This is a genomic window from Desulfosarcina widdelii, from assembly GCF_009688965.1.
GTDB lineage: Bacteria > Desulfobacterota > Desulfobacteria > Desulfobacterales > Desulfosarcinaceae > Desulfosarcina > Desulfosarcina widdelii.
The window spans coordinates 4442808-4468343 of sequence record NZ_AP021875.1; the positions used below are offsets into that span (position 1 = coordinate 4442808).

The 25536-nt window shown below is 56.8% G+C and carries 22 protein-coding genes; 14 read left to right on the forward strand and 8 right to left on the reverse strand.

The window, feature by feature from the left end:
- Nucleotides 1-112 precede the first annotated feature (112 nt).
- The 4 genes from GN111_RS20385 to glpA all read right to left on the reverse strand — a co-directional run bounded on the left by GN111_RS20385 (nt 113) and on the right by glpA (nt 5846).
- Nucleotides 113-1264, reverse strand: a complete 1152-nt coding sequence (locus tag GN111_RS20385; RefSeq protein WP_170302383.1) for an acyltransferase family protein — start codon at nt 1262-1264, stop codon at nt 113-115.
- A 43-nt stretch (nt 1265-1307) separates the two neighbouring features.
- Entirely contained in the window at nt 1308-2822 is a 1515-nt protein-coding gene (glpK, locus tag GN111_RS20390; RefSeq protein ID WP_155305520.1) for a glycerol kinase GlpK, read from the reverse strand.
- Nucleotides 2823-2922: 100 nt separating this feature from the next.
- Entirely contained in the window at nt 2923-4227 is a 1305-nt protein-coding gene (gene glpB, locus GN111_RS20395) for a glycerol-3-phosphate dehydrogenase subunit GlpB (RefSeq protein WP_170302384.1), read from the reverse strand.
- A 44-nt stretch (nt 4228-4271) separates the two neighbouring features.
- Nucleotides 4272-5846: an anaerobic glycerol-3-phosphate dehydrogenase subunit GlpA gene (glpA, locus tag GN111_RS20400; RefSeq protein ID WP_155305522.1), complete on the reverse strand. Its 1575-nt coding sequence runs from the start codon at nt 5844-5846 to the stop codon at nt 4272-4274.
- Nucleotides 5847-6092: 246 nt separating this feature from the next.
- Here glpA and GN111_RS20405 point away from each other — a divergent pair, with 246 nt between their 5' ends.
- The 8 genes from GN111_RS20405 to GN111_RS20440 all read left to right on the forward strand — a co-directional run bounded on the left by GN111_RS20405 (nt 6093) and on the right by GN111_RS20440 (nt 14081).
- Nucleotides 6093-6884 carry a DeoR/GlpR family transcriptional regulator gene (locus tag GN111_RS20405; RefSeq protein ID WP_155305523.1) on the forward strand — a complete coding sequence of 264 codons (792 nt, stop codon included), beginning with the start codon at nt 6093-6095 and terminating at the stop codon, nt 6882-6884.
- A gap of 151 nt (nt 6885-7035) precedes the next feature.
- The gene (locus tag GN111_RS20410; RefSeq protein WP_155305524.1) at nt 7036-8115 is read left to right on the forward strand and encodes an ABC transporter ATP-binding protein; all 1080 of its coding nucleotides are present in this window, start codon (nt 7036-7038) and stop codon (nt 8113-8115) included.
- A gap of 20 nt (nt 8116-8135) precedes the next feature.
- On the forward strand, nt 8136-9221 hold the full coding sequence (locus GN111_RS20415) for an ABC transporter ATP-binding protein (protein ID WP_155305525.1): 1086 nt from the start codon (nt 8136-8138) through the stop codon (nt 9219-9221).
- Nucleotides 9222-9271: 50 nt separating this feature from the next.
- Complete coding sequence (locus tag GN111_RS20420) at nt 9272-10156, forward strand: carbohydrate ABC transporter permease (protein WP_155305526.1); 885 nt, start codon at nt 9272-9274, stop codon at nt 10154-10156.
- On the forward strand, nt 10153-10956 hold the full coding sequence (locus tag GN111_RS20425; RefSeq protein ID WP_155305527.1) for a carbohydrate ABC transporter permease: 804 nt from the start codon (nt 10153-10155) through the stop codon (nt 10954-10956). Before GN111_RS20420 ends, GN111_RS20425 begins: the two co-directional genes overlap by 4 nt.
- Before the next feature lie 12 nt (nt 10957-10968).
- Nucleotides 10969-11247, forward strand: a complete 279-nt coding sequence (locus tag GN111_RS20430) for a DUF2160 domain-containing protein (RefSeq protein WP_155305528.1) — start codon at nt 10969-10971, stop codon at nt 11245-11247.
- 131 nt (nt 11248-11378) lie between these two features.
- On the forward strand, nt 11379-13112 hold the full coding sequence (locus tag GN111_RS20435; protein ID WP_176603299.1) for an ABC transporter substrate-binding protein: 1734 nt from the start codon (nt 11379-11381) through the stop codon (nt 13110-13112).
- A 165-nt stretch (nt 13113-13277) separates the two neighbouring features.
- Nucleotides 13278-14081, forward strand: a complete 804-nt coding sequence (locus tag GN111_RS20440) for a YkgJ family cysteine cluster protein (RefSeq protein WP_155305529.1) — start codon at nt 13278-13280, stop codon at nt 14079-14081.
- Between the two features lie 273 nt (nt 14082-14354).
- Here GN111_RS20440 and dapA read toward each other — a convergent pair whose 3' ends face one another.
- On the reverse strand, nt 14355-15389 hold the full coding sequence (gene dapA / locus GN111_RS20445) for a 4-hydroxy-tetrahydrodipicolinate synthase (RefSeq protein ID WP_155305530.1): 1035 nt from the start codon (nt 15387-15389) through the stop codon (nt 14355-14357).
- A 370-nt stretch (nt 15390-15759) separates the two neighbouring features.
- On the opposite strand from dapA, the gene GN111_RS20450 reads away from it, so the two are divergent.
- The 6 genes from GN111_RS20450 (at nt 15760) to GN111_RS20475 (ending at nt 22269) form a co-directional block, all read left to right on the forward strand.
- On the forward strand, nt 15760-16383 hold the full coding sequence (locus GN111_RS20450; protein ID WP_155305531.1) for a tetratricopeptide repeat protein: 624 nt from the start codon (nt 15760-15762) through the stop codon (nt 16381-16383).
- 81 nt (nt 16384-16464) lie between these two features.
- The gene (locus tag GN111_RS20455; protein WP_155305532.1) at nt 16465-17622 is read left to right on the forward strand and encodes a hypothetical protein; all 1158 of its coding nucleotides are present in this window, start codon (nt 16465-16467) and stop codon (nt 17620-17622) included.
- A 374-nt stretch (nt 17623-17996) separates the two neighbouring features.
- On the forward strand, nt 17997-19307 hold the full coding sequence (gene dsrA / locus GN111_RS20460; protein WP_155305533.1) for a dissimilatory-type sulfite reductase subunit alpha: 1311 nt from the start codon (nt 17997-17999) through the stop codon (nt 19305-19307).
- Nucleotides 19308-19322: 15 nt separating this feature from the next.
- Entirely contained in the window at nt 19323-20468 is a 1146-nt protein-coding gene (dsrB, locus tag GN111_RS20465) for a dissimilatory-type sulfite reductase subunit beta (protein WP_155305534.1), read from the forward strand.
- A gap of 74 nt (nt 20469-20542) precedes the next feature.
- Nucleotides 20543-20782, forward strand: coding sequence for a dissimilatory sulfite reductase D family protein (locus GN111_RS20470; RefSeq protein WP_155305535.1), 240 nt, complete (start codon nt 20543-20545; stop codon nt 20780-20782).
- 44 nt (nt 20783-20826) lie between these two features.
- On the forward strand, nt 20827-22269 hold the full coding sequence (locus GN111_RS20475; protein ID WP_231715505.1) for a cobyrinic acid a,c-diamide synthase CobB: 1443 nt from the start codon (nt 20827-20829) through the stop codon (nt 22267-22269).
- A 171-nt stretch (nt 22270-22440) separates the two neighbouring features.
- On the opposite strand, the gene GN111_RS20480 is transcribed toward GN111_RS20475, so the two are convergent.
- The 3 genes from GN111_RS20480 to tatC form a co-directional block, all read right to left on the reverse strand.
- On the reverse strand, nt 22441-22920 hold the full coding sequence (locus GN111_RS20480; RefSeq protein WP_155305536.1) for a cytochrome c3 family protein: 480 nt from the start codon (nt 22918-22920) through the stop codon (nt 22441-22443).
- Nucleotides 22921-23010: 90 nt separating this feature from the next.
- Entirely contained in the window at nt 23011-24738 is a 1728-nt protein-coding gene (locus tag GN111_RS20485; protein ID WP_155305537.1) for a YcaO-like family protein, read from the reverse strand.
- Nucleotides 24735-25526 (reverse strand): twin-arginine translocase subunit TatC, encoded by a 792-nt coding sequence (tatC, locus tag GN111_RS20490; protein WP_155308085.1) that lies wholly within the window; start codon nt 25524-25526, stop codon nt 24735-24737. Before tatC ends, GN111_RS20485 begins: the two co-directional genes overlap by 4 nt.
- Nucleotides 25527-25536: the final 10 nt, after the last annotated feature.

The following is a 25536-nucleotide window of genomic DNA, read 5'->3' on the forward strand; positions in this document are numbered from 1 at the left end:
ATGAAAGGGCACTACGGGGAAGGCCTTCGGCTGGCTCGGTTGGATCTATTGGTTTTTGTGCAGATGGGGAAGAAATCAGCTTAACAACCTGGACTTTCCGGTTGCCTGCCGATCAATCTGACGGAATGAAGCGGTGCAACAGCGGACCGTTCCTTTTCGGTTTGCCCACCAATTGCGGTAGATAGCGCTCAAAAAGATAAACAGCAGGAATACACAGCACAAGGCTGCCGGTGGTGACGATGACCCCGGAGGCAATAACTGTGAGGGCCGAACCGGAAAAATGGTTCAGCAACCACTTGGCCACACCGGGGTTGATGTAGTGGTAGAAAACGCCGTTGAGGCACATGAGGATCAGGCAGTTTTGCCCCATCCACTCCAGGATTTTCGAAACAGGGGTCAGGCTTGCCAGGCAAAGGATCAGGGCGCATCCGGCCAGGGCGGTCAGCGGGAAAAGAAGAATATGGCCGTGCGAGGCGAACAGGATGACCACCGCGTCGTAGACATGAAAGGCAAAGGGGCCATTGTTCAGCCGGTAGGTATAAAAAACGACTAAAAAAGCGGCTGCGGCAGCGGACGCCACTATTCTGGTCGAGACCTGCCCTGCCAAAACGCGTTTGCGCCCCAGATAGCGCCCGATCAAATAAAACCCGTACAGCGTGATCGCCTCATGGATAAAAAGATAGTTCCATCCCACGACCCGCCCTTTCAACGGATTGAAGATATCCAGTTTCAGGTTCAACAGGTAACCCGCCAGGTAAAAGAGAAGGGCCGCCCCCAAAATTCTGCCGTTGGATTGTTTCAAAAACCGAAAACTGGCGGTATCGACCAGTTCCAGCCCCACGATAAGCAAAAGGAACCAGGAGGGCACACAAAATGAGGGGATACCGAAAACGGTGTTTTGAAGGCCCTTGAGGTAGCCGGCCACACTGGGTAGCTCCAGACCGTAAAATTTTCCGCTGATAAAAAGCGGTGGAATCATCATCAGCGCAGTAAAAAAAATAAACGGCAGCAGGCGGGAAAAAAATCGATTTTTTACAAAGTCGCCAAAACTTATTTCAACCACACGCTCCTTGGCGACATAGCCGGCCAGGACAACAAACAGGACCATGTGAAACGAGTAGACAAATTTGTACTGGCTGGCTGCCGCGGGATTTTTCAGCAGCATCAGTTCTTCGATGAAGTGGCCGTAAAAGACCAGCGCCATGCCATACAGCCTGGCCACGTCGATGAATTCGATTCTCGATCCGGCGGCGGACGTGTTCATAAGGAGCCGTGTCTCACGGGTTTCGCCACGGATGCTCACCCGATCAGGACTCCACCCAGTCCAGCGTCCGTTGAACCGCCTTTTGCCAGCCGCGGATGCCTTTCCGGCGTGCATCGTCATCCATCCGGGGCTGCCAGGTCTTGTCCACCGACCAGTATTGTTTCAACTCTTCCATGGAGGTCCAGAACCCCACAGCCAGCCCGGCGGCATAGGCCGCTCCAAGAGCCGTAGTTTCCGTGATGGAGGGCCGAATCACCGGAACATCGAGCAGGTCGGCCTGAAACTGCATGAGCAGTTCGTTGGCCACCATGCCTCCATCCACCTTCAGACTGTTCAAATCGACCCCCGAATCCTTTTTCATGGCCTCCATGATGTCCAGGGTCTGGTAGGCGTTGGCCTCCAGTACGGCGCGGGCGATATGGCCTTTGTTGACATAGCGGGTGAGGCCGGCGATGACACCGCGGGCGTCGGACCGCCAATAGGGGGCGAATAAGCCGGAGAAGGCCGGAACGATGTAGGCCCCGCCGTTGTCGTCTACCGTCCGAGCCAGCGCTTCCACCTCCGGCGCCGATGAAATCAGGCCCAGATTGTCCCGCAGCCACTGCACAAGGGCGCCTGCGATGGCAACGGAGCCTTCCAAGCAGTAAACCGGTTTTTCCCCGCTGATCTGGTAGCCCACCGTGGTGAGCAGGCCATGGGCCGACGGGACCGGCTGGGTGCCGGTGTTGAGCAGCATGAAACAGCCGGTGCCGTAAGTGTTTTTGGCCTCACCGACGGCAAAGCAGGTCTGGCCCACCAGGGCGGCCTGCTGATCGCCCAGGGCCCCGCAAACCGGCACATCGGCTCCCAGCGGGCCGTCTTTGAGTGTATGCCCCCAGGTACCTTTATCGATGGAAGGCACGATGCGCGGCAGCATCTCACGGGGAATTCCAAGGATGCCGAGGATCTCGTCATCCCATGCCAAGGTCTTAAGATCCATCAGCAGGGTGCGGGAGGCATTGGTCACATCGGTGACATGGGCGCCGCCAGCTACACCACCGGTCAGTTGCCAGATAATCCAGGATTCGATGGTTCCGAACAGGGCCTGCCCCTTTTTGACCGCTGCTTTTGCCTCGGGAACGTTGTCCAGAATCCACTTGATCTTGGGACCTGCAAAGTAGGTGGCGATGGGCAGCCCGGTTTTTTCACGAAAGCGGTCCTGACCGCCTTCTTGGGCCAGGGTATTGCAGATTCCGTCGGTCCGGGTGCATTGCCAAACGATGGCGTTGTACAGGGGGCGGCCGGTTGTCTTGTCCCAGACCACGGCGGTTTCACGCTGGTTGGTGATGCCGATGGCGGCGATATCCCTGCCGCCGATTCCCGTTTTTCCCAATGCGCCTTTGATGACCCGGCATGAATTTTCCCAGATTTCCAGGGGATCGTGCTCCACCCATCCGGGCCGGGGGAAAATCTGCTCATGTTCCCTCTGGTCCACACCGACGATTTTTCCCTGATGATCGAAAAGCATGAACCGGTTGCTGGTGGTGCCCAAATCCAGAGCGCCGATAACTTTACCCATGGCAGATTCCTTTCATTGCGAAGTCTTCGGGACTGAAAGTTTATGAATTTATCATGGTTGGAGCGAAGGTAAAAGCGCCGATGGCCATGGCCGTTTGTTTCTATCCGTTTTTCCGCTCGGCCTGGCCTCCGGTCAGTGCCTCGATCGCGCCATACGCCGTGGCCACCGCCAGCCCGGTGCCGCTTTTGGTGCGAATCCAGTCCTGGTGGGCCAGAATCGAGCCGGCGGCATACAGATTGTCGAAAACCGGACGGCCGGCTTCGTTCAGCGGTCGGAAAGAGCGGTCCACCTCCAGGCCGGCCAGGTTGATGGCGTGCCCTTGGGGATCCAGAAAGGTTTTTCGATGCCAGCAGCTGCGGTTTTCCGGCTGGCTGACCGGAAGATCGAAAAGTGACTCCCGGATGCCTTCCCGCCGGGCCTCCAGCCCCTTGCCCAAAAACCTTCCGGTGGCCAGCAGCAAGTTGTTGGCAACAAGGGTCTTTTCCGGTTCGCTGCGCCCGATTTCCAAAACGAATCGGCTGCTTTCCTGTCGCACCGCGGTGTGCACCCGATGGTGATAGAAGGTTTTCACCCCCTGTTGGGGCATGTAGGCGTCAAAAGCCTCCTTCAGGCGGGTGCCGGAAATAGCCGGGGGCATGGTGGGGATTTCGAATACGGGCACACCCAGCAGCCGTTCGAGCTCCTTGTGGATGGTGTCGGTGTCGTAAATGCCGAGAATGGCCGGCAGCCCAACGGCTTGAGCGGTTTTCAGGTGGGGCCTGATGACGTCGGCCAGCTCTTTGCGTGGCCCTTCGGCGGCCAGGTTCCGGGCAATGTGTTCGGCGTATTTGGGCCCCAGCCGTTCTTCCCAGGGCACCGCGATGGTTGCGCCCCGAAGTTGCGGCCACGAGGGCTTCAACGAGCCCACGATCTGGGCGGCACTGAACCCGCGCAGCCCCTGAATGTCGACAATCAGGCAGGGCGTTTTTTCTTCCAGGGCCGCAGCGCCGGCCCACATGGTGGCGGGCACGCGAAAGGTCCGTTTGACAGTACCCACCGGTGTGATCAAACGGGCGTTGCGATCCGCGTAACCCTTGTAGGTAAGACCGGCCGTTTTCAAAAATCCGGTGAGGGTTTCCAATCCCTCGCGGATCTGCTCCGGGGCGACTTTGCATAACGGGTGGTCGGGATGGGTTTGCCGCAGGCCCTGCAATCCCTGCCAGGGGTTGTCGATGAATTCACCGCTGCTGCCGTGGATTACACCGTACAGATCGAACAGCCCGCTGGCATAAAGCGTTTCGCCGGTGAGCCCTGCCTGGGCCACGGACAGGCCTTTGCGGGCCGCGAACAGGGCCGCCGCCATACCGGCCATACCGGCACCGACGACCATCAGATCATATGTATGGGTGTTGTTTAATTGCATCATAAAAAACATTGTTTGAGATGCGGGCTCAACGGATTTAAGAAGCGTTACGTTTTAAGTATTTCCTCTGTTTCCAACCCCAGCAACCCACAATGCAGTGCCTCCTGCAATTCGGCCTGGGCGACCGCCGGCCCCCATAACAACGGCTGCATCCCGCGCCAGCGTTCGTTGAGAAAATCCTTGAGTTCGTCGATGCCCTCGCCGTCTTTCAACATGCCCTGATCGTACATGTGGGCGGCCATTCGAAGGCTGCAGAAGGATCCCTGGCAGGGACCCTTTCCGACCCGGCTGCGCTGTCCGATTTCGCGTAGACCCGGTCGATGGCCGTTGTGGGTCAGGCTCCCGGCGATCTCGTTGAAGACGCTGATGGACACCATTTCACACTCGCACAGCAACAGGTCCCCGGGATCGTTTTTCTTGAACCACAGTTTAGGGGTCAGTCCGGGTTCCGTATATTGGGCCTGGCTGGACGCCGGCAATGGGTCTGTAGCTGTCCTGCAAGGCTCGGTATTGCCCAGCCGCCGGCAGACGAGGTCGGCCGTCTTTTCCGCCATGAGCCGGTAGGTGGTCAGCTTTCCGCCGGTAATGGTGATAAAATTGTCCAGACCGTGGTCTTCGTGATCCAAAAGGGAGAAACCGCGGCTCACGGCCCGGTCGTCCGATCCGCCCCCGGTTCGCACCAGGGGCCGAACACCGGCATAGGCGCGGATATAGCGTGTGCTGGAAAGCTGGGGCACCATGGCCATGCCATCGTCGAGCATGGCATCGATTTCAGCCGTGGTGGGGCGGCAGTTGTCCGGTGCGTCGATCCGTTTGGAAGTGGTTCCGAAAATGGAGACGGTCCCCGCCGGCACCAGGATGTCGGCATCCGCGGCCTTGCGCAGCCGGTTGATCACCCGCTGGCCGAGCCGGCTCTGGCTGATCACCAGGCTTCCCTGGGAATAAAGCATGTCGATGTGGGCGCCGGCCATGGCCGCCACCTCGCCGGCCCAGGCTCCGGAGGCGTTGACGATTTGTTCGGCATGAATCCGAACATCCTTGCTGCTGTGCAGGTCCCGCAACCGTACGGATTCGACGCGTCCTTTCCGTTTATCGAACCCTAGCACCTTGTGGTGCAGCAGCACCTTCGTTTCCAGCGAGCGCGCCTGCGCCAGGTTGTCCAAAGACAGCATGAAAGGATCGATGGTGGCATCTTCCACGGCGAAAACGGCAATGGCGTCCGGAGAAAGGCAGGGCTCTTGTTCCAGGGCGTCTTTGGGATCGACGCCTTCGGCCGCGATGCCGCATGCAGCACAGCGATCGGAAAAATCGGCGATGTACGCCTCATCGTCTCCCGGAACGGCCACAAAGAATCCGCCGGTGTCCTCCACGCATTGGGGGGCCAGACGCTTGAGCAGGGCCCCTTCCTCGCGGCACTCCCGGGCGGAGTGCGGGTCCGAGGCGATATACCGCGCACCGCTGTGCAGCAACCCGTGGTTGCCGCCCGATGCTCCGGCGTTGATATCCTGCTTTTCGACCAGGATGCAGGCTACACCCCGCAGGGCCAGATCCCTGGCCAACCCCGTGCCGGTTGCTCCGCCGCCGATAATCAATACCTGGGTGGAAAGAGTCGTTGCCGTCATTCGTCTGTCCGTGGGAGGCCGGTTCGGGCCTCCGTGGTGTCATCGAAGTATTTTCGCTTGAGAAAAAACAGGATGACTGATACACATATCGAAAAAAACATTGGTAATTTTGGGCTCATCTTTAATTGAAAATATCATACCGGCTCTATGTTGTCACCTAATTATTTTCGTTTTACACCACATTTTTTGAAAAACTTTCTTTAACGAAAAACGGAGCCGTCAAGAAAAAGGGGTAGAAACCTGGCAATGCCCTCAACGACTAAGCACAACGGGAAGGTGGAGCCGGTTCGCAAGCGGCACGCAAGAATCCGCAAAATGGTCCAGGCCCAGGGCTTCGTTACCATAGAAGCGCTGGCCAACGCATTCGCGGTCACCCCGCAGACCATTCGCCGGGACATCAATACCCTCAGCGAAAAAGGCCTGCTGTGCCGCCATCACGGCGGCGCCGCGATGCTCACATCGACCGAAAACGTGGCTTACAATGAGCGGAAGGTTCTCTGTTTCAGAGAAAAACAGAAAATCGCCCAGCTGTTGGCCCGCCAAATCCCGGACAACTCCTCTTTATTCATCAATATCGGCACCACCACAGAGGCTATCGCCCATGCCCTTGGCAATCACAAGCGGCTGCGGGTAATCACCAACAACCTCAACGTGGCTTCCATCATGAGCGTAAACGAAAATTTCGAAGTCATCGTTGCCGGCGGCCTGGTCCGTCACCGGGACCAGGGTATTATCGGCGAAGCCACCATCGACTTCATCAACCAGTTCAAGGTGGATTACGGCATTATCGGCATCAGCGGCATCGACATCGACGGCACGCTGCTGGATTTCGACTACCGCGAGGTGCGGGCGGCCCGGGCCATTATCGACAACTCCCGAAGTGTCTTTCTAGCCGCCGATCATACCAAATTCGGCCGCAACGCCATGGTCCGGTTAGGAAATATCGCGGAGATCGACGGGCTGTTCACCGATCGACAACCGCCCGCCGGACTGGCTGAAATTATCGCCGCTACCGAAGTGGACCTGCACGTCGCCTGACAGCTTCTCCGCCGCGATCGAGTTGAGGCGGAAACGAAACAAATTTTCGCTTGCGAAAATATCAGCCCAATGCTAACAATATTGTAGACTGAATCCGTGGAATTTACGAACACAAGTTTTTCGTTTTTCTAACCGATCCGGAGCCATCGCCATGGGTTTGATTCTCCAGGACATCACCAAAATTGTCGGGAGGGAGACATATTTGTCGGAAATCAATCTGGAGTTCGCCCCCGGATCGCTGAATGTCATCCTGGGCCGAACCCTGGCAGGCAAAACCTCCCTTTTGCGCATCATGGCCGGCCTGGACCGGCCCACCAGCGGGAAAATCTCTATAAGCGGGCAGGATGTGACCGGCGTTTCCGTTCGCAAAAGAAGCGTCGCCATGGTTTACCAGCAGTTCATCAATTATCCCTCCCTGACCGTTTACGACAATATCGCTTCCCCATTGAAAATCAGCGGATTGGCCAAAAAAGAGATTGATCGGCGGGTTCGTGAAACCGCCGCCATGCTCCACCTGGAAGAGATGCTGGACCGGGCGCCGGCTGAATTGTCCGGCGGCCAGCAGCAGCGCACCGCCATCGCCCGTGCCCTAGTGAAAGAAGCCCAGCTTCTGTTGCTGGACGAACCGCTGGTCAATCTGGACTACAAACTGCGTGAAGAGCTGCGGGTGGAGCTTCAGGAAATTTTTCGGAAACGCTCGGCCATCGTGGTGTACACCACCACGGAGCCCTCCGAAGCCCTGATGCTGGGCGGCCACAGTGTCGTTCTCGATGAAGGACGCGTATTGCAGACCGGAACCACCGCCCGGGTGTATCAGCGCCCCGAAACCCTGAGGGCCGCGGAAGTATTCAGCGACCCTCCCATCAACGCCCTGGATGCTGAGATTTCTGCCGAGGGAGCGGTCATGGGAGACGGAATACCGATTCCTTTGACCGGGCAACTGGCCGGGTTGGCCGAGGGAAAGTATCGGTTTGCCTTCCGGTCCAACCATCTGTGGCTCTCCCGAAGGCAGGACGCGGACATCGCCATTGCAGGGAAAGTGGAGATGTCCGAAATCAACGGCTCGGAAACCTTTATTTATGTCCATCACGGCAAGCAGGCCTTTGTGGTGCAGCAAGACGGCGTGAATACCTATTCCATAGGAAGCGAGATCACCGTTTTCATCAACCCCGAACACCTGTTTGTATACGACACCGCCGGTTGGCTGAAGGCTGCCCCGCAAGTAGCATAGCCGTTTCGCAGGAGACCGTTATGGCGCGCATAGAATTCGATCATATTGCTCACTCCTATTATCCCAACCCGCGGCAACCATCGGATTATGCCCTCAAGGAGATCGATACCACCTGGGAGGATGGCGGAGCCTACGCCCTTTTGGGGCCGTCCGGCTGCGGGAAAACAACCCTGCTCAACGTGATCTCCGGGTTGCTCAAACCCAGCAAAGGACGGGTGCTCTACGACGGTGTGGATGTCACCGACCTGCCTCCGGAAAAACGCAATATCGCCCAGGTGTTTCAATTTCCGGTGCTTTACGATACCATGAGCGTATTCGAGAATCTGGCCTTTCCCTTGAAAAACCGGCGGTTCAACAAAACCGATACCGACCTGCGGGTACGGGAAGTGGCCGAGATGCTCGACCTGACCGACGTCTTGAATAAAAAAGCCGCCGGCCTTTCCGCCGATGCCAAACAAAAAATTTCGCTGGGCCGCGGCCTGGTGCGAAGCGATGTAGCGGCCGTGCTTTTCGACGAACCGCTCACCGTCATCGACCCCCACCTGAAATGGCACTTGCGCCGCAAGCTCAAAGAAATTCACGAGCAGTTGAAATTGACCCTGATTTACGTCACCCACGACCAGGTGGAGGCGCTGACCTTTGCCGATCAGGTCATTTTGATGAATAACGGTGAAATCTACCAGATCGGGACGCCACAGGAGTTGTTTGAAAATCCCAAACACAAATTCGTAGGGTATTTTATCGGCAGCCCGGGCATGAATTTTTTGACCTGTACCCTCGAGGGGCAAAACGCCCGGGTCGATGGTGCGACCATTGCCCTGGACCCGGCCACGGCAGCCCGCGGGGCCGAGGCCGGCGGCGTGCTGGAACTGGGTATTCGACCCATGCACCTTCAAGTGTATGCCGAAGCCGTCGAAGGCGGAATCCCGGTCGCTTTGAAATCCGTGGACGATCAGGGCTCCTTTAAAATTCTCACGGCCGCCTTCAACGGCCATACCCTGCGCGCCCGGATCCCCGAAGGGCATCCGGTTCCGGAAAACAAAGCCTGGCTGAAATTTCCGCCGGAGCGCACGAAATTGTTCGCCGACGAAAGGCTGGTTAAATAGTGATCGTCCACTTCTCGGATGGACACTTATAAGGAGGGAGGAAGAATCCCATGGATAAATGGGAAGACAATCGCGCCTGGTATTTGGTGCTGCCGGTTTTTGTCGTCGTGGCCTTCAGCGCCATCATCCCCCTGATGACGGTGGTCAATTACTCCATCCAGGACATTTTCGGCCCGGGCAACGCCGTTTTCGTGGGAACCGAATGGTTCAAGGAGATGTTGACAGACCATCGCCTGCACGATGCCCTCGGGCGCCAATTTGTCTTCTCCGGGCTGGTTCTGCTGATCGAAATTCCCCTGGGAATCCTGATTGCCCTGGCCATGCCCAAAAAAGGGTGGGGTGTCTCCGCCAGCCTGGTCACCCTGGCCATCCCCCTGCTGATTCCCTGGAATGTGATCGGCACCATCTGGATCATCTTCACCCGGCCGGACATCGGCCTGTTCGGCGTGGGGATCAACAGCCTGGATCTTCTCAAGGTGCCCTTCGACCATACCGCCCGGCCGTCCTATGCATGGATCACCCTGATGGCCATGGAGGTCTGGCACTGGACCCCGCTGGTAGCGCTGCTCTGCTACGCCGGACTGCGCGCCATCCCCGAAGCCTACTATCAGGCCGCCAAAATCGACGGGGCATCGCCATGGGCGGTTTTTCTCTACATTCAACTTCCCAAAATGCGCGGTGTTCTCACCATCGCAGTTCTTCTGCGCTGGATGGACAGCTTTCTCATTTACGCAGAACCTTTTGCCCTGACCGGCGGCGGACCGGGCAATTCGACCACCTTTCTTTCCATCTACCTGGTCAAGCTGGCCACCGGCCAATTTGACCTCGGGCCGGCGGCGGCATTCTCCCTGATCTATTTTCTCATCGTTCTTCTGTTCAGTTTTATCTTCTACCAGGCTCTTTTGAACGTCGGCAAAGGAGAAAGCGCATCATGAAAATCCGAAAACGATCCTGGGCCCTGATCTTCTATTTTGTGCTGCTGGTGGTTCCCATTTACTGGATGCTCAACATGTCGCTGCGCAGCAACGCCGACATTTTGAGCAATTTTTCCCTCTACCCGGCCAACCTGACCTTTGAGAACTACTTGAAAGTCTTCACCGACCCAACCTGGTATTCGGGCTATATCAATGCCATGATTTATGTCAGCCTGAACACGATCATGTCCCTGGCCTTTGCCCTGCCGGCCGCCTACGCCTTTTCACGCTTCAAGTTCCTCGGCGACGGGCAGATGTTTTTCTGGCTGCTGACCAACCGCATGGCCCCGCCGGCGGTATTTCTGCTTCCCTATTTCCAGCTTTACTCCACGTTCAATCTGATCGATACCCATATTGCCGTCGCCCTGGCTCACTGCCTGTTCAACGTGCCGCTGGCCGTATGGATCCTGGAAGGCTTCATGTCCGGTATTCCCAAGGAACTCGACGAAACGGCCTTTATCGACGGCTACTCCTTCCCCCGTTTCTTTTTCGTCCTGTTTCTGCCGCTGATCCGGGCCGGCGTCGGTGTGACGGCGTTTTTCTGCTTCATGTTCAGTTGGGTCGAACTCCTCTTCGCCCGAACGCTGACGGTCACCGAAGCCAAGCCGATCGTTGCCACCATGACCCGTACCATCAGCGCCACCGGTCTGGACTGGGGCCTTCTGGCCGCCAATGGCATCCTCACCATCGTGCCGGGCGCACTGGTCATCTGGTTCGTGCGCAACCACCTGGCCAAAGGCTTTGCCCTGGGTCGCGTGTAAGGAGGCGTCGCTATGAATTTCGAATGGATGTACTGGACGGTACCCACGGCGATTTTTTTCAGCACGATTTTTTTGATGATTCTCGGCATGTTCGTTTGGGAGCTGGTCTCGCCGACGATCGAACGCAGCGGATTTCTCAAAATCCCGACCACCCGGGGCACGCGGTTTTTTGTCGGCCTGCTGGGCACCGCCTACATTCACCTGGCCTGGCTGGGCTTAACCGACCTGAATCTGTGGCTGGCGATGCCGATTGCGATCGTCTGGATGGTTGTGGTCATGCGCTGGGGATAGCGCAGCCCGAAAACATTATCTTAAACACGATAAGGACGTTTGCCTCTCGCGGGCCGGTTACAGCCTTCACGACCGCGATGGCGTCCTATAGCCCCACCCCCCACTCCATGAAGGCTAAAAGGAGGAGACCTATGAAAGGCGTTTTAAAGAAAACAGGTTTTGTCAGTATGGCTTTGGCGCTGATTTTCGTCATGGCGGCCGGTCCGGCCATGGCGGATATGAACGCGGCCAAGAAATGGGTCGACGAAGAGTTCCAACCCTCGACCCTGTCCAAAAAGCAGCAGCTCGAAGAGATGCAATGGTTCATCGACGCCGCCAAGCCATTTAAAGGCATGAACATCAAGGTGGTCTCCGAGACCATCCCCACCCATGAATATGAAGCCAAAACGCTGGCCAGCGCCTTCGAAGAGATCACCGGCATCAAAGTCTCCTTCGACCTGATCCAGGAGGGCGACGTCATCGAAAAGCTGCAGACCCAGTGGGCCTCGGGTGAGAACATCTACGATGCCTGGATCAACGACTCAGACTTGATCGGCACCCACGCCCGCTACGGCTACGTTGTTCCTCTTTCCGACTTCATGGAAGGCGAGGGCAAGGATGTGACCCTGCCGACCCTGGATGTGGACGACTTCATGGGCAAATCCTTTACCACCGGCCCGGACGGGAAACTCTATCAACTGCCCGACCAGCAGTTCGCCAACCTCTACTGGTTTCGTTACGACTGGTTCAAACGACCGGATTTCAAGAAGCAGTTCAAAGAGATCTATGGCTATGAGCTGGGTGTGCCGGTCAACTGGTCGGCCTACGAGGACATTGCCGAATTTTTCACCGAACATGTCCGGGAAATCGATGGAAAGGCCGTTTTCGGCCACAATGACTACGGCAAGAAAGCACCGGACCTGGGCTGGCGTTTTACCGATGCCTGGCTCTCCATGGCCGGTGCCGGAGACAAGGGCATTCCCAACGGCAAGCCCGTGGACGAATGGGGTATCCGCATGGAGGGCTGCCGGCCGGTGGGCGCCACAGTGGCCCGCGGCGGTGCCGCCAACGGACCGGCAGCCAAATACGCCCTTCGCAAATACATGGATTGGCTGAGAAAATATGCCCCTCCGGGCAGTCTGGGCATGGATTTTTACACCTACCTGCCCTTTCTGGCCAACGGCAGCGTGGCCCAGCAGATTTTCTGGTACACAGCCTTTCTGCCCAGCATGGTCGAACCCGGCCCCACGGTCAACGAAGACGGCACGCCCAAGTGGCGCATGGCTCCCTCGCCCCACGGTCCCTACTGGGAAGAAGGCATGAAGCTGGGTTACCAGGACTGCGGTTCCTGGACCTTCATGAAGAGCACGCCGCTGGAAAGACGCAAAGCGGCGTGGCTGTTTGCCCAGTTCTGCGTATGCAAAACCACCTCCCTCAAAAAAGCCCATGTGGGGCTGACCCCCATCCGGGACAGCGACATCCGGCATGAATCCTTTACGAAACGGGCCCCCAAACTTGGCGGCCTGGTGGAATTCTATCGCAGCCCGGCTCGCGTGGCCTGGACCCCCACCGGCGTCAACGTGCCCGATTATCCCAAACTGGCCCAGTTGTGGTGGCAGAATATCGGTGAGGCCGTTTCAGGCGAGGTTACCGTAGACACCGCCATGGACAACCTGGCCAAAGAGATGGATCGGGTGCTGGAACGCATTGCACGCTCCAAGACGCAAGGCGAGTGCGGCCCGAAACTGAATCCGGAAAAAGACGAATCCTACTGGCTGAACCAACCGGGCTCTCCCAAAGCCAAGCTGGCCAACGAAAAACCCAAAGGGGAGACTGTCGACTACGACAAGCTGATCGAAGCCTGGCGTGCGGGCAAGGTAAAATAGTCTGACGCGCGACCGCAGAAGCAATCAACGGGGCCGGTGTGATTTTCCGCCGGTCCCGTTTGATTTTCCGCAGCGCCGGCACATGGGATTTGCGTTTGACTTTGATCGTGGCCTTGGATAGTGTCCGCCCAACCAACGAACGAAGAGGAAAAGGATACGACAACCATGGAGCAAATGGATAAAACCGCCTGTATTTCCCCGGTGCGTCTGGGTTACAACAGCACCTTCAAATTCAAATGCCACCCCGGCGTGTCGTGCTTTACCCAGTGCTGCCGGGGCATCAATATCATTTTGACGCCGTACGACATCATCCAGTTGAAAAACCGCCTGAACCTCTCCTCAAGGGAGTTTCTCGCCATTTACACCGAGCCGCACATCCTGGAAAAAACCGACCTTCCCATGGTAACCCTCAAGCTGCTGGACGACGAACGCGAATCCTGCCCCTTTGTCAAAGATGAAAAGGGATGCATCCTCTACGAGGACCGTCCGACATCCTGCCGCTATTATCCGTTGGGAACAGCCACCTTGCAGCACAAGGAGGGGGCCGACGACGAGGGGTTTTTCTTTTTTGTCAATGAGCCCCACTGCAAGGGTTTCGAGGAAGACACCGAGTGGACCGTGGCCGAGTGGCGTCAGGACCAGGGTGTCGATCTGCGAGACGAGGTCAACAGCCAGTGGACCGACCTGGTGGTCCGTAAGCGCTCTTTTCCGGCCAGCATCAAGCTGACCGACCAGGCCAAACAGATGTTTTTCCTGGTGAGCTACGACATCGATAAATTTCGGGAGTTTGTTTTCGAAAGCTCTTTTCTGAAGCGCTTCGATGTAGATGACGCCACCGTGGAAAAAATCAAGAACGACGAAATCGAACTGCTCAAATTCGGCTTGGATTGGCTTCAGGGGGTGTTGTTCAAACAGACCGACCCCGAGCAGCAAGCCGGGACGTTGCCCGACCAGCAGCCTCCCGAATAAACAACGACCCATCTCCGAAAAAACAAACCGCCCCTTCCGATGAACCGGGAGGGGCGGTTTTACATTCCACAATCCGCACTGACAAGGGATAACGCAGTTCGCAGATAGCGGGTTTTTACGAAGTCGCCAAACCCTGACCGTCCCGTAAAAAGTCAAAAATCTCATCTTTTCGTCATTCCGGCGTAGGCCGGAATCCATTAATCTCAATGGGTTCTGGATGCCGGATCAAGTCCGGCATGACGAATTTGGTACTTTTTGCAAGTTTATCAAAACCTAGTATGAAGGATAATACAGCCCCTCCCACAGGCTCTCGTCATTCAGGCGCGTATCGATATCCACGTTAAAAAACTCCGCCAGGGGCGTCAAGATTTCTGGATTGTTGGTCTGCACGGTCTTGGCGATGGACACCACCTTTTCCAGTCCGGCACGGCTCATTTTACCCAACGGCGAGCGGCAGGGACCGGAGGGAACGCCCAGCAGCTGCATCAGGGTCTTGATTGCCAGGGGGTTGCGTGCCCGGCAGACCACTTCACCGTAGGGCGTCGGCTCTTTGGTGACCACCGTCACCAACCCGAATAGGGGCGAAATGGCGTCGGCCAGGGTTTTGGCCGCATCGGTCTTTCCGGCCCGCAAAAGATCGACCATCTCGACCATCGCTTTGGGGGCTATGTTGGAAACCACGGAAATCACACCCGCCGCGGCAATGTCCGGATCGGTCATCATTTCATAGGTCAGCCCGTCATCTCCTGAGAGAATGGTGAAATCGGGCCCGCAGCATTGCCGTGTGCGGCGCATGTTGTCCAGATTCCCCGTGGCTTCTTTCACCGTGCTGACATTGGGGTGCGACTTGTACAAAAGGGCCAGGTCTTCGGGAAAAAGCTGGGCGCCGGTCCGGCCGGGAATCACGTAAGGAATGACGGTCAGATCGGGAAAAGCGGCGGCTACCGGCTTTAAATATTCGTTTCTGATTTCCAGGGAGCTGGGCCCGTTGTAATAGGGGTCCACCAGCAAAACCGCGTCCACCCCAGCTTCGGCAGCCTCTCGCGTGGCGGACAGCGCTTCTCTGGTGTTATTGCTTCCCGCTCCTGCGATGCAAAGGCACTTTCCCCGGCTCAGCCGGGCATAGGTCTCAACCACATGGTGGTGTTCCTTCCATGCCAGGGTGGGACTTTCACCGGTGGTGCCCACGGCGAGAATACCGGAAATGCCATTTTGAATCTGAAAATCGGCGAGACGGGCAAGCCCTGTTTCATCAACCGCGTCGCCGACGAAAGGCGTCACGATAGCGGTATAACATCCTGGATTCATGTTACCTCCTGAGAACGTATCGTTGTTTGGAAAAAAAGGTGTCGCCGTTAGGACCGGACGCGGGGCTTGCGAAACGGGGATTTGTCACCAACGGCGCACCATAGGGCGGCGCTTGTTTTGGCAAAGTCCCCAATAATCTCCGGTATCGACATCATACAATCCTGTAGGCTCGGATAGCGACGGTCCGAAGGCGAACCGTCTGGACGGTAGAAGCTGTAATGTCAAAAACAGTAAGGAAGCAGGGATCTTATGTCAAGCAAAAAGCATGCTGGGTGAAATTATTTTCCTTGACACAAAACAGCAGTCGGGCTACGGGTCTTGATTTCACGCAAAAAACATAACGGCAAACCTGCCGGAAAAGGATGTGACCATGCAAAAAGCACCCAATGCGGAAGCCTATATCGAAGAGCAGCGCCGCGCCATTGCCTCGAATCCCGATTGCGGGACGTCCCATTATAACCTCGCCGTGGCCCTTCTGGGTCAGGGAAAAATTGAAGAAGGCGAGAAATCGCTGATGACCGCCATCGAGTGCAGCCCGGGACTGGCCGAGGCCTATGTTCAGATGGGCGGCATCCGCCTCAAGCGCGGCGACCTGGATGGCTGCCTGGACTGGAACCGGCGTGCCGTCAAAATGAAACCCAGTTTTTCGGAAGGATGGGGCAACATCGGTTTTGTTTTGCTCCAGCAGGGCGACCTGGAGGGGGCCATCACAGCCCTGAAGAAGGCCACGGCATTCAATTTTCGGTTCATTCAGGCCTTTGCCACCCTGGCCAATGCCTACCTGATGAACGGCCAGATCAAGGAAAGCATCGAAACCAACCTGAAGGCCATTAAGCTTTCCCCGGAGTTTGCCGTGGCCCACAACAACCTGGCCATCGCCTATCTGGAAGACGGGCAAACAGCCTTGGCGGTGGAGCATGCCGACAAGGCAATGGAATTGGGCTACCAGGTGGCGCCGGAAATCCTCAAAGAGCTGGAGCCGCATCGCTCCTGACCCCAAGGCGGGATTTCGGCCGGCACTCAAGAGCAAGGCCGGATTTCCGCTGCATATTCGTTTTTCCAGGGTCACTGCCCCATGCCCGAAATTGCCTATTTTTTAGCAACGAGTGATCATCCCATCGGCCAAACTCACCCCTGGTGGGATCGACCCTTGCCGAACAGCCGCCTGGGTCAAACCGAACCTCCGGGACCACTCGATGCCACCCCCATCACGTACGGCGGTTATTTTTCGGCAGTCTCGCGTTTTTGCGCGGCTTCCCGCTGGCAGCGGGTCCTTCAGGCCGTGTCTCACAAAATGGAGCACCCGCTGTCCGAGGGAGACCTGGAGCGTGTGGCCATCTTTTTGGAGAAGCACGGCTCCTTTTACCATCCGGCGCGTATCGAGGTAACCGCCTTAAAAAAACGGGTTTCCCTGGTAGTCAACGTGGCGACAAACAAAGTAGGCAGAAAGAACGTTCAACGGGAGACCCGAGCCCTGCAGCAGCTTAAGGAAGAGCGTCCCTTCGGCTGGTTTCCCACCGTTTATGCGATTGAAGAGGATGGACTTCCCATGTTCCTCGGGGACTGGTTCGACGGCTTTCACGAATTTCACCTAACCGCGAAAAGCGGCGACAAGGAACCGGACATCGTGGTCTGGGACGGTGAGTCCACCCCCTGTCTGCTTTCGGAAAAACAAGAAGCGGCCCTGTATCGAAACATGGCCATGATCCTGACCGCATGCTACGACCCGGTCTCCACCCGCCAGATCTTTCCCTGGCATCATGCCGCCGGCGACTTCGTCGTCCGTCTGGAAAAAGAGCGTACAACTGTCAAACTGATTACGGTACGGGACTATCGCCCCATGATACGGTCCGGCGCAGAACCGACGAATGAAAACGAAATGCTGGCTATGTTGCAGGCATTTTTTCTGCACCTGACCCTGCGCATGCGTCTGGACCGCATAGATGGCGTGTCCGAGGTCGCCTGGGCGCCGGATCGCTGCCTGACACCCGTCATCGAAGGCTTTTTTCAAGGCCTGGACCTGACCGCACGGCTGAACGGTTTTCCTGAAGCCTTTCCCCGCTTTTTCGGACAATACCTGGAACAGCAATGCGAAGCCGATTTAAGGGACCGCGCCGGGGAAATAACGAAAAGCGTGTTCGATCGACACAGTGAAGAGCGCCAGAGGATCGAAGCCAACCTGACCCATCACGTCGGGACGGTTTCACGGCTGCTGGCCGGATGGTCGGAATGAACGCACCGGGCGGCAGTCGGCCCCCATGGCATCATCTTGGATTGTTTGGGCGGTTGCCGTCCGTCACGCCCGATCAAACACCACATCATGGGCTCTTATCCATGGGATCACCAATATTTTGTATATACGATAGAGGCACCAGGCCGTTTGTTGGTTAACCGCTGGAAATCCTGCTTTTTTATTGACAAGTTCCATGATTAATTCTATATCTGCCCCTTGCAGATTGAATAATGATAACCACGCAATTTCAACACTCCCGACAATAATTGCAGAAAAAAATTCGAGAGGAGGTGACCACTAAGCCCCCCGGCGGGGCCGGTTCTTGTTTTATTTTTGGCAGGTTGGTTTACTATCAATTCAAATGGAGGTAAAAGATGGCAAAGCATGCAACCCCTTTGTTGGACCAGCTTGAGTCCGGTCCGTGGCCGAGCTTCGTGTCGGATCTGAAGCAGGAAGCCGCGAGCAGGGCCAAGAACGCGAACAACGTGGAATTCCAGGTTGCCCAGGACTGTGTGGAAGATATTCTGGGTGTCTTGGAACTTTCCTATAAAGACGGCGTGACCCACTGGAAACACGGTGGTATCGTGGGCGTCTTTGGTTACGGCGGCGGCGTTATCGGTCGTTACTGCGACCAGCCGGAACAGTTTCCCGGCGTGGCGCACTTTCACACCATGCGCATCAACCAGCCCGGCGGCAAATTCTACACCACCGAATTCCTGAAAAATCTCTGCGACCTTTGGGAGTTCCGCGGCTCCGGCGTCACCAACATGCACGGCTCCACCGGTGATATTATCTTCATCGGCACCTCCACCCCGCAGTTGGAAGAAATTTTCTACGAAATGACCCACAAGCTCGATCAGGACCTGGGCGGATCCGGCTCCAACCTGCGTACCCCGTCCGACTGCATCGGGGCAGCACGTTGCGAATACGCCTGCTACGACACCCAGGCGCTCTGCTACGACCTGACCCAGGAATACCAGGACGAGCTGCATCGCCCGGCCTTTCCCTACAAGTTCAAGTTCAAGTTCGACGGCTGCCCCAACTGCTGCGTGGCCTCTATCGCCCGTTCCGACCTGTCTTTCGTGGGCACCTGGAGAGACGACATCAAGATCGACCAGGAAGCCGTTGCCGGTTATGTCGGCGGCGAATTTCCGCCCAACGCCGGCGCCCACAGTGGCCGCGACTGGGGTGCTTTCGACATCGAAAAAGAGGTCGTCGGGCTGTGCCCCACCAAGTGCATGAAGTACGAAGGCGGCAAACTGACGATCAACAACAAAGAGTGTACCCGCTGCATGCACTGCATCAACGTCATGCCGCGCGCTCTGCATATCGGCGATGACCGTGGCTGCTCCATGCTGGCCGGCGCCAAGGCTCCGATCCTTGACGGCGCCCAGATGGGCTCCCTGCTGGTGCCCTTCATCAAGGTCGAAGAACCCTACGACGAGATCAAGGAAGTCATCGAAAACGTCTGGGATTGGTGGATGGAAGAAGGCAAAAACCGCGAACGTCTCGGTGAGCTGATCAAACGTCAGGGATTCCAGAAGCTGCTCGAAGTAACTAACATCAAGCCGGTTCCCCAGCATGTCCAGGAACCGCGCCATAACCCCTACATCTTCTGGAAAGAAGACGAGGTTGGCGGCTGGGATCGCGACATCAACGAATTCAGAAAGAAACACCAGAGATAGAGGGGAGGAAAACCAATGGCATTTATTTCTTCAGGATACAATCCCGACAAACCGATGGAAAACCGGATCACCGACATCGGTCCGCAAAAATACGACAAGTTTTATCCGCCGGTCATCGCCAAGAACAAAGGTAAGTGGCTGTATCACGAAATTATCAAACCGGGCGTACTGGTGCACGTGGCCGAAAGCGGCGACGAGGTCTACACCGTGCGCGTAGGCGGCGCTCGCCTGATGACCGTGACCCTCATCCGCGAGATCTGCGAAATCGCCGACAAGCACTGCGACGGTCACGTTCGCTGGACCACCCGCAACAACATCGAGTTCATGGTGGACGACAAGGCCAAGCTCGACCCCCTCGTCAAAGACCTGGAAAGCCGCAAGTTCGACGGCGGCAGCTTCAAGTTCCCCGTCGGCGGCACCGGTGCCGGCGTCACCAACATCATCCATACCCAGGGTTGGATCCACTGCCATACCCCGGCCACCGACGCTTCCGGTCCGGTCAAGGCTACCCTGGACGTGCTGTTCGAAGACTTCCAGAATCATCGCCTGCCGGCCCAGCTGCGTGTCTCTCTGGCCTGCTGCCTGAACATGTGCGGTGCGGTACACTGCTCCGATATCGCCATCCTTGGCTATCACCGCAAACCGCCCCTGCTGGATCACGAATACCTGGACAAGATGTGCGAAATTCCTTTGGCCATCGCCGCCTGCCCCACCGCGGCCATCAAACCGGCCAAGGTCAAGGTTGGTGATGCAGAAGTCAAGTCGGTAGCCGTTAATAATGACCGCTGTATGTTCTGCGGTAACTGCTACACCATGTGTCCCTCCATGCCGCTGGCCGACCAGGAAGGCGATGGTATCGTTCTGATGGTGGGCGGCAAGGTCTCCAACCGAATCAGCACACCCAAGTTCTCCAAGGTTGTTGTGGCCTTCATTCCCAATGAACCGCCACGTTGGCCGAGCACCACCGCGACCATCAAGAAAATCGTCGACGCTTACTCCGCCGGCGCTAACAAATACGAGCGCCTGGGCGACTGGGCCGAACGCATCGGCTGGGAGCGGTTCTTCGACAAATGCGAACTTGAATTCACCCATCATCTTATCGATGATTTCCGTGATCCGGCCTACTACACCTGGCGCCAGACCACACAGTTCAAGTTCTAATTTTTTCCATATGAGTAAATCTGTGCAGGGGGAGGCCGCGCGCCCCCCCTGCCTTCTTTAGAAAAGAGGTCACCATGGAATACGAAGAGGCAAAAGAGTTGATCGTCACCAGTCTGACCAAGAAGCTGAAGATGAAATCCAAATTTTACTTCAATGACCTGGCCAAGATTCTGGACATGAAACCTCGCGTGGCCAAGAAAATCGTCAACCAGTTGGTTCAGGACGGAGTTTTGGAGTACTGGTCTTCGGGCAGCACCTCCATGTACGGCCTGCCCGGCACCGGCAAGCAGTCTGGAGCCGAGCACGAAGATTAATTTTGAATTGCGACGGAAGACCCAACTTTTGGTGAACCGCCGCCTTGAAAACGCTTTTGAAACAGGCTCCATTCAACCAGCAGTCCAACGCCACCCCGGGCATCGTGGTTGCCGCCCTTCGCGGAGGATCGGGAAAAACCATTTTCTCCGTCGGCATCATCGCTGCGCTGAAGAGCCTGGGCAAAACGGTTGCACCATTTAAAAAAGGGCCGGATTATATTGACGCCGGCTGGCTGGCACTGGCAGCCGGCCGGCCCTGCTACAACCTGGATTCTTTCCTCATCGACCGGGAAATCCTTCTCGGCTCCTACCATACCCACACCCGCGACGCCGACTTTACCCTCATCGAGGGCAACCGCGGCCTATACGACTGTATCGACACGAAAGGGGAAACCAGCACAGCCGAGCTGGCCAAGCTCTTGGGTCTTCCGGTGATTTTGTGCATTGATGGCACCAAAACCACCCGCACCATGGCAGCGGTGGTAGGGGGCATCGCCGCCTTCGATCCCGACGTACGCATCGGCGGGGTGGTCTTGAACCGGGTGGCCGGAAAGCGCCATCAATCCATTCTGACTCGGAGCATCGAGGAATACACAGGCATCCCGGTTCTGGGTGCGGTTCCCAAACTGAAAAAGCAGCGCTTTCCCGAACGTCACATGGGGCTGGTGCCCACGCCGGAACATAGCTGGGCCGCCCCGGCCATCGATGCCATTCGGGAGGTTGCCGAAAACCATTTGGATATCGACCGCATCCAGCGACTGGCAGCAATGGCCGAACCGGTCGATCGCGTTAGACTGAATGTTTCAACAACCTCCTCAACGGCAACAAAAAATGAAGTGCCCGTCATCGGCATCGTCAGGGACTCGGCCTTCCAGTTCTACTATCCGGAAAACCTGGAGGCGCTGGAGAGTGCCGGCGCCCATTTGGTATTTCTGAGTCCGCTGAAGGACAAGTCCCTTCCCTCGGTGGATGCCCTGTACATCGGCGGCGGTTTTCCGGAAACCCACGGCCGCGAACTGGAGGCCAACGCGACCTTTAGAAGGGAACTCAAGGCCTTGGCCGAGGGCGGCCTGCCTGTTTATGCCGAATGCGGGGGGCTGATGTATCTGGGCGAGGGTTTGATTCTTGAGGACGGCACCTATGAAATGGCCGGCGTCCTTCCTGTGGTGTTCGGCTTTTCCAAACGCCCCCAGGGTCATGGCTACACCATTGTTCGAGTGGAAGGTGAAAACCCCTATTTCGAGAAAGGTGCGACCTTGCTGGGCCATGAATTTCACTATTCCAGCGTAAAGGAGTGGAAAGGCTCGCCTCAGAATTTGGCCTTTTCCATGCAGCGCGGCAGTGGCTTTATTGATGGCCGGGACGGCGTCTGCATCAACAACGTTCTGGCCACCTATACCCACATCCATGCGTTGGGCACACCCGTTTGGGCCAAGGCGCTGGTCGACCAGGCTCGCGCCTATCGACTGCGCTGCTCCCAGCATTAACGCCCCCCTTTAACAAAACGGCTTTTTACAGCGTGCTTCTTGTTTGTCAGTCAAGATGCCAATTGCAGGCAAGAAGAACGATGGATGAGGGAAGATGGATGAAAAAACGGGGTCTCCGCCGCCAGTGGCGGTAGGACCCCGTTTCGTATTGGGACTATAGAAAAGTCGGAACTACTTTTTCTTTTTCGGATGACACTTGGTGCATGCCTGCGGCGCGGCCTTGGTCTTGTTCTTCTTGTTGTAATCCTTATGGCAGCTAATGCAATTTTCGTGAAGGGCCTCGGCGTGGTACTCCAGCTCCTTCGCCTTTATCTCTTTTTTCGAAGCCTTATTCGCTTTCAAATCCTTTTTGACCGAACCAGGCATCTTTCCGGGCGTCTTGTGACACTCAATGCAGTTTTTCACATCGTCGCCCATCTTCAAGTCATTGAGCGGTTTGCCCTTGTCGTCGTGGTGACATTCGCCGCAGCCGACCTTGTACTCCTCGTTGTGTTTCTTGTGGCTGAAGGTCACAATGCCTTTTTCATGTTCCTTGTAGGCCTTGTTCTCCATCTTGATCACGTCGTCCACCGCCGTGGCGGCGTAGATCGGCCCGGCGGCGAACATCAGCGCCACACATACCGCTGCCAGAATAATTGTACGTTTACCCATAACCTCCACTCTCCTTATTTAAATTGGTTAACGCCCCAAATCACTCCGCATAATTTTTCTATCAATCCTGATGGTCTGTGTCAATGGGAATCATGAACCATTTTTATTATATATTTTTAGATAGTTATTAAACAACCGCGAATTGATGCGGCTGGTCCGGTCGAAGTCGGCCATCATCTCGAACCCCGGTATCAGGGCGCGGGTCACCGGTATTTCCAAGTCCTTACGGGTCATGTCCACATAGATGGGGAAAACGTCGTTGGCCATCAGGGTTTGCTCCACCAGGACCAGATCCCGGTCCGGCGAACCGGTGGAAAAATCCGGCAGCGCTTCGAATTGCAGCCAGGGTAGATCGGGAAGCGCAGGAGCCGAGGGGGGACCCACGGGATAAGGGTAGGGCGTTTCGGTAAGGGCCGAGAGCACGGCCTGCCTGCCGTTCAGGTTGGTTCCGCTTCCCCGGACCACGGTCCCGTTCCGGTGGGTCACGAAGCAGCTACAGCAAGGGATGCCGAATGCCGGACTGATATCCTGAAATTGCACGTAAAATCTCCGCGCCCGATAATCCTCCAACAGGGCGCCGACCGGTTCGTCTTCAGCTGAAACCCTAAAGCATCGCGAGGGGTGAAACGGGTTGACCGCCTCGCTGTCCCGTTCGAGTAATTCGTAAAGCGCGCTGAGTCGGGCCTCGGCCATGGTGTTTCCCGATGCCAACCCGGTGGAGCCCAGGCCGGAAAACAGGGCTCGTTCGTCCAGGTTGCAAAACAGGTAGACACATTGCACCGGCACCCAGATCGGCACGGGTCCATTTGAGGTCAACCGCTCGCCTTCCATCCAGTAAAGAGGCTCGTCCCGGTAGGGAACCTCAAGGCAGAGGCAATTGGGGTCCAGCACCGGATAGCCCTCGGCGGCCAGCCGGGAAAGGCTGCCATGGATAAGCGCATGGGGCCGCAGGGTTCCCATGATGCCAGATTCCGCAATCCCGGCAAAAGAGGAGTAGCGCTCGACGACTTCCATGAGGCACGACGCCCGGGCCGCTTCCAGGGAAAGCCCGCGTCCATATGAAGTCTGGACGCCGGAGAGGGTGTAAACCAGCCCGCCGCTGCGTACCTCGTGGGAAAAGCGCCATTTGCGCAACAGGGCAATCGGGCTCAGTGAAGACTGATGGCGCATCTCGCCGCCCTCGAAAAGATCCAGATTTTCAAGAGAGAAGAGTGCACGGTCGATGGTCTGCTGAAGCGGCGGCCGGGGTTGGCCGGGAGATCGCGAATCCCTCATCGAAGCGTCGATGATCGCTTGCAGGTGGGCTCCCTTTGGCGGCTTCTGCTCGCTGCCGTCAACGCCTTCCACGGGAAAAGCAAGGTCCGTCTTTTGCGGCGGAGGCAGGGGGCGGTGGCGCGTCAGATTGGCATGAAACAACTCGACCCACTGCCGGTGAAGGGCCTGATCGGGCAGCCCTTCCGATCGCAGAACCACCAGGGGGCTTGCCTCTGCCAGAGCCTTGATTTCACGCCGTTTGAAAGGTTTGCGCAACCCGGACAGGTGATCGTAGATCAGGACAGCTTCCAGCAGCAGCGCCCGTACAATCGGATCGCCTCCCACTTCGGAGCGCAAAAACACTCCAACGACATCCGAGTCCATCGATGCGATGCATCCCAGCAGGTAATTGTGCATGAAAACGTCGTTGGGGTTTTGTTGCAGGTAGCGCAACCCGTCCACGAAGGTCGGTGGGTCCCGGGGAACCGGGGCGAAAAAACCGGTTCCGGCGGCGGTCTCCTGGAGCGCCAGTCGGTAACGCGGGGGGGCTGCCGAAAGACTCATGAATCCTTTGCGCCCTCGGCTTCGGTGGTGCTTTCGGTGGTGCTTTCGGTGGCGGTTTCGGGCGGCTTTTCCTTGCGGCCGAAAATCCGGGCGCCGATAATACTGATCTCGTAAAGCACCATCAACGGCAGGGCCATCATGACCTGGGTGACCACATCCGGCGGCGTCAGGATGGCGGCGCCCACGAAAAATAGCAGCAGGGCATATTTGCGGTTTTTCTTTAAAAAAGGAACGCTGACGATGCCCAGCTTGGCCAGAAAGGTGATAACCAGGGGCAGTTCGAAAACCAGTCCGAAGGCCAGCAACAGCTTGGCCGAAAAACTCAGATATTCCTTCATGGAAGGCATGGGCCGGATGGTTTCCGTTGCAAATCCCAGGAAAAAATCGAATCCGTAAGGAAAAACGATGAAGTAGCCGAACAGGGCGCCCCCCACAAAGAAGATCGAGGAAAGCAGAACGATGGGCACCAGCAGTTTCTTCTCACGATCATACAGTCCCGGAGCGATAAACATCCAGAACTGGTAGATGATCACCGGGGAGGCCAGCATGAGCCCGGCAAGAAAGGAGACCTTGAGGAAAGTAAAAAACGCCTCGGGCAGTCCGGTATAGATCAGGGTTTCCCCCTGTTTCATCACCGAAATCAGCGGCTGGGTCAAAATTTGAAACAGCTTTTCCTTGAATCCGTAGGAGACGGCAAATCCGAGGCCAACAGCGATGAAACAGGAGATCAGCCGCTTGCGCAACTCCTCGAGATGAACGGTAAAGGGAACCTTGTCTTCCGTATCCAGATTGGCCACG

What these genes read in the sequence shown, in the direction of transcription:
- GN111_RS20385 (WP_170302383.1), bottom strand. Translation starts at nt 1,264, where the DNA reads ATGAACACGTCCGCCGCCGGATCGAGAATCGAATTCATCGACGTGGCC.
- glpK (WP_155305520.1), bottom strand. Translation starts at nt 2,822, where the DNA reads ATGGGTAAAGTTATCGGCGCTCTGGATTTGGGCACCACCAGCAACCGG.
- glpB (WP_170302384.1), bottom strand. Translation starts at nt 4,227, where the DNA reads ATGATGCAATTAAACAACACCCATACATATGATCTGATGGTCGTCGGT.
- glpA (WP_155305522.1), bottom strand. Translation starts at nt 5,846, where the DNA reads ATGACGGCAACGACTCTTTCCACCCAGGTATTGATTATCGGCGGCGGA.
- GN111_RS20405 (WP_155305523.1), top strand. Translation starts at nt 6,093, where the DNA reads ATGCCCTCAACGACTAAGCACAACGGGAAGGTGGAGCCGGTTCGCAAG.
- GN111_RS20410 (WP_155305524.1), top strand. Translation starts at nt 7,036, where the DNA reads ATGGGTTTGATTCTCCAGGACATCACCAAAATTGTCGGGAGGGAGACA.
- GN111_RS20415 (WP_155305525.1), top strand. Translation starts at nt 8,136, where the DNA reads ATGGCGCGCATAGAATTCGATCATATTGCTCACTCCTATTATCCCAAC.
- GN111_RS20420 (WP_155305526.1), top strand. Translation starts at nt 9,272, where the DNA reads ATGGATAAATGGGAAGACAATCGCGCCTGGTATTTGGTGCTGCCGGTT.
- GN111_RS20425 (WP_155305527.1), top strand. Translation starts at nt 10,153, where the DNA reads ATGAAAATCCGAAAACGATCCTGGGCCCTGATCTTCTATTTTGTGCTG.
- GN111_RS20430 (WP_155305528.1), top strand. Translation starts at nt 10,969, where the DNA reads ATGAATTTCGAATGGATGTACTGGACGGTACCCACGGCGATTTTTTTC.
- GN111_RS20435 (WP_176603299.1), top strand. Translation starts at nt 11,379, where the DNA reads ATGAAAGGCGTTTTAAAGAAAACAGGTTTTGTCAGTATGGCTTTGGCG.
- GN111_RS20440 (WP_155305529.1), top strand. Translation starts at nt 13,278, where the DNA reads ATGGAGCAAATGGATAAAACCGCCTGTATTTCCCCGGTGCGTCTGGGT.
- dapA (WP_155305530.1), bottom strand. Translation starts at nt 15,389, where the DNA reads ATGAATCCAGGATGTTATACCGCTATCGTGACGCCTTTCGTCGGCGAC.
- GN111_RS20450 (WP_155305531.1), top strand. Translation starts at nt 15,760, where the DNA reads ATGCAAAAAGCACCCAATGCGGAAGCCTATATCGAAGAGCAGCGCCGC.
- GN111_RS20455 (WP_155305532.1), top strand. Translation starts at nt 16,465, where the DNA reads ATGCCCGAAATTGCCTATTTTTTAGCAACGAGTGATCATCCCATCGGC.
- dsrA (WP_155305533.1), top strand. Translation starts at nt 17,997, where the DNA reads ATGGCAAAGCATGCAACCCCTTTGTTGGACCAGCTTGAGTCCGGTCCG.
- dsrB (WP_155305534.1), top strand. Translation starts at nt 19,323, where the DNA reads ATGGCATTTATTTCTTCAGGATACAATCCCGACAAACCGATGGAAAAC.
- GN111_RS20470 (WP_155305535.1), top strand. Translation starts at nt 20,543, where the DNA reads ATGGAATACGAAGAGGCAAAAGAGTTGATCGTCACCAGTCTGACCAAG.
- GN111_RS20480 (WP_155305536.1), bottom strand. Translation starts at nt 22,920, where the DNA reads ATGGGTAAACGTACAATTATTCTGGCAGCGGTATGTGTGGCGCTGATG.
- GN111_RS20485 (WP_155305537.1), bottom strand. Translation starts at nt 24,738, where the DNA reads ATGAGTCTTTCGGCAGCCCCCCCGCGTTACCGACTGGCGCTCCAGGAG.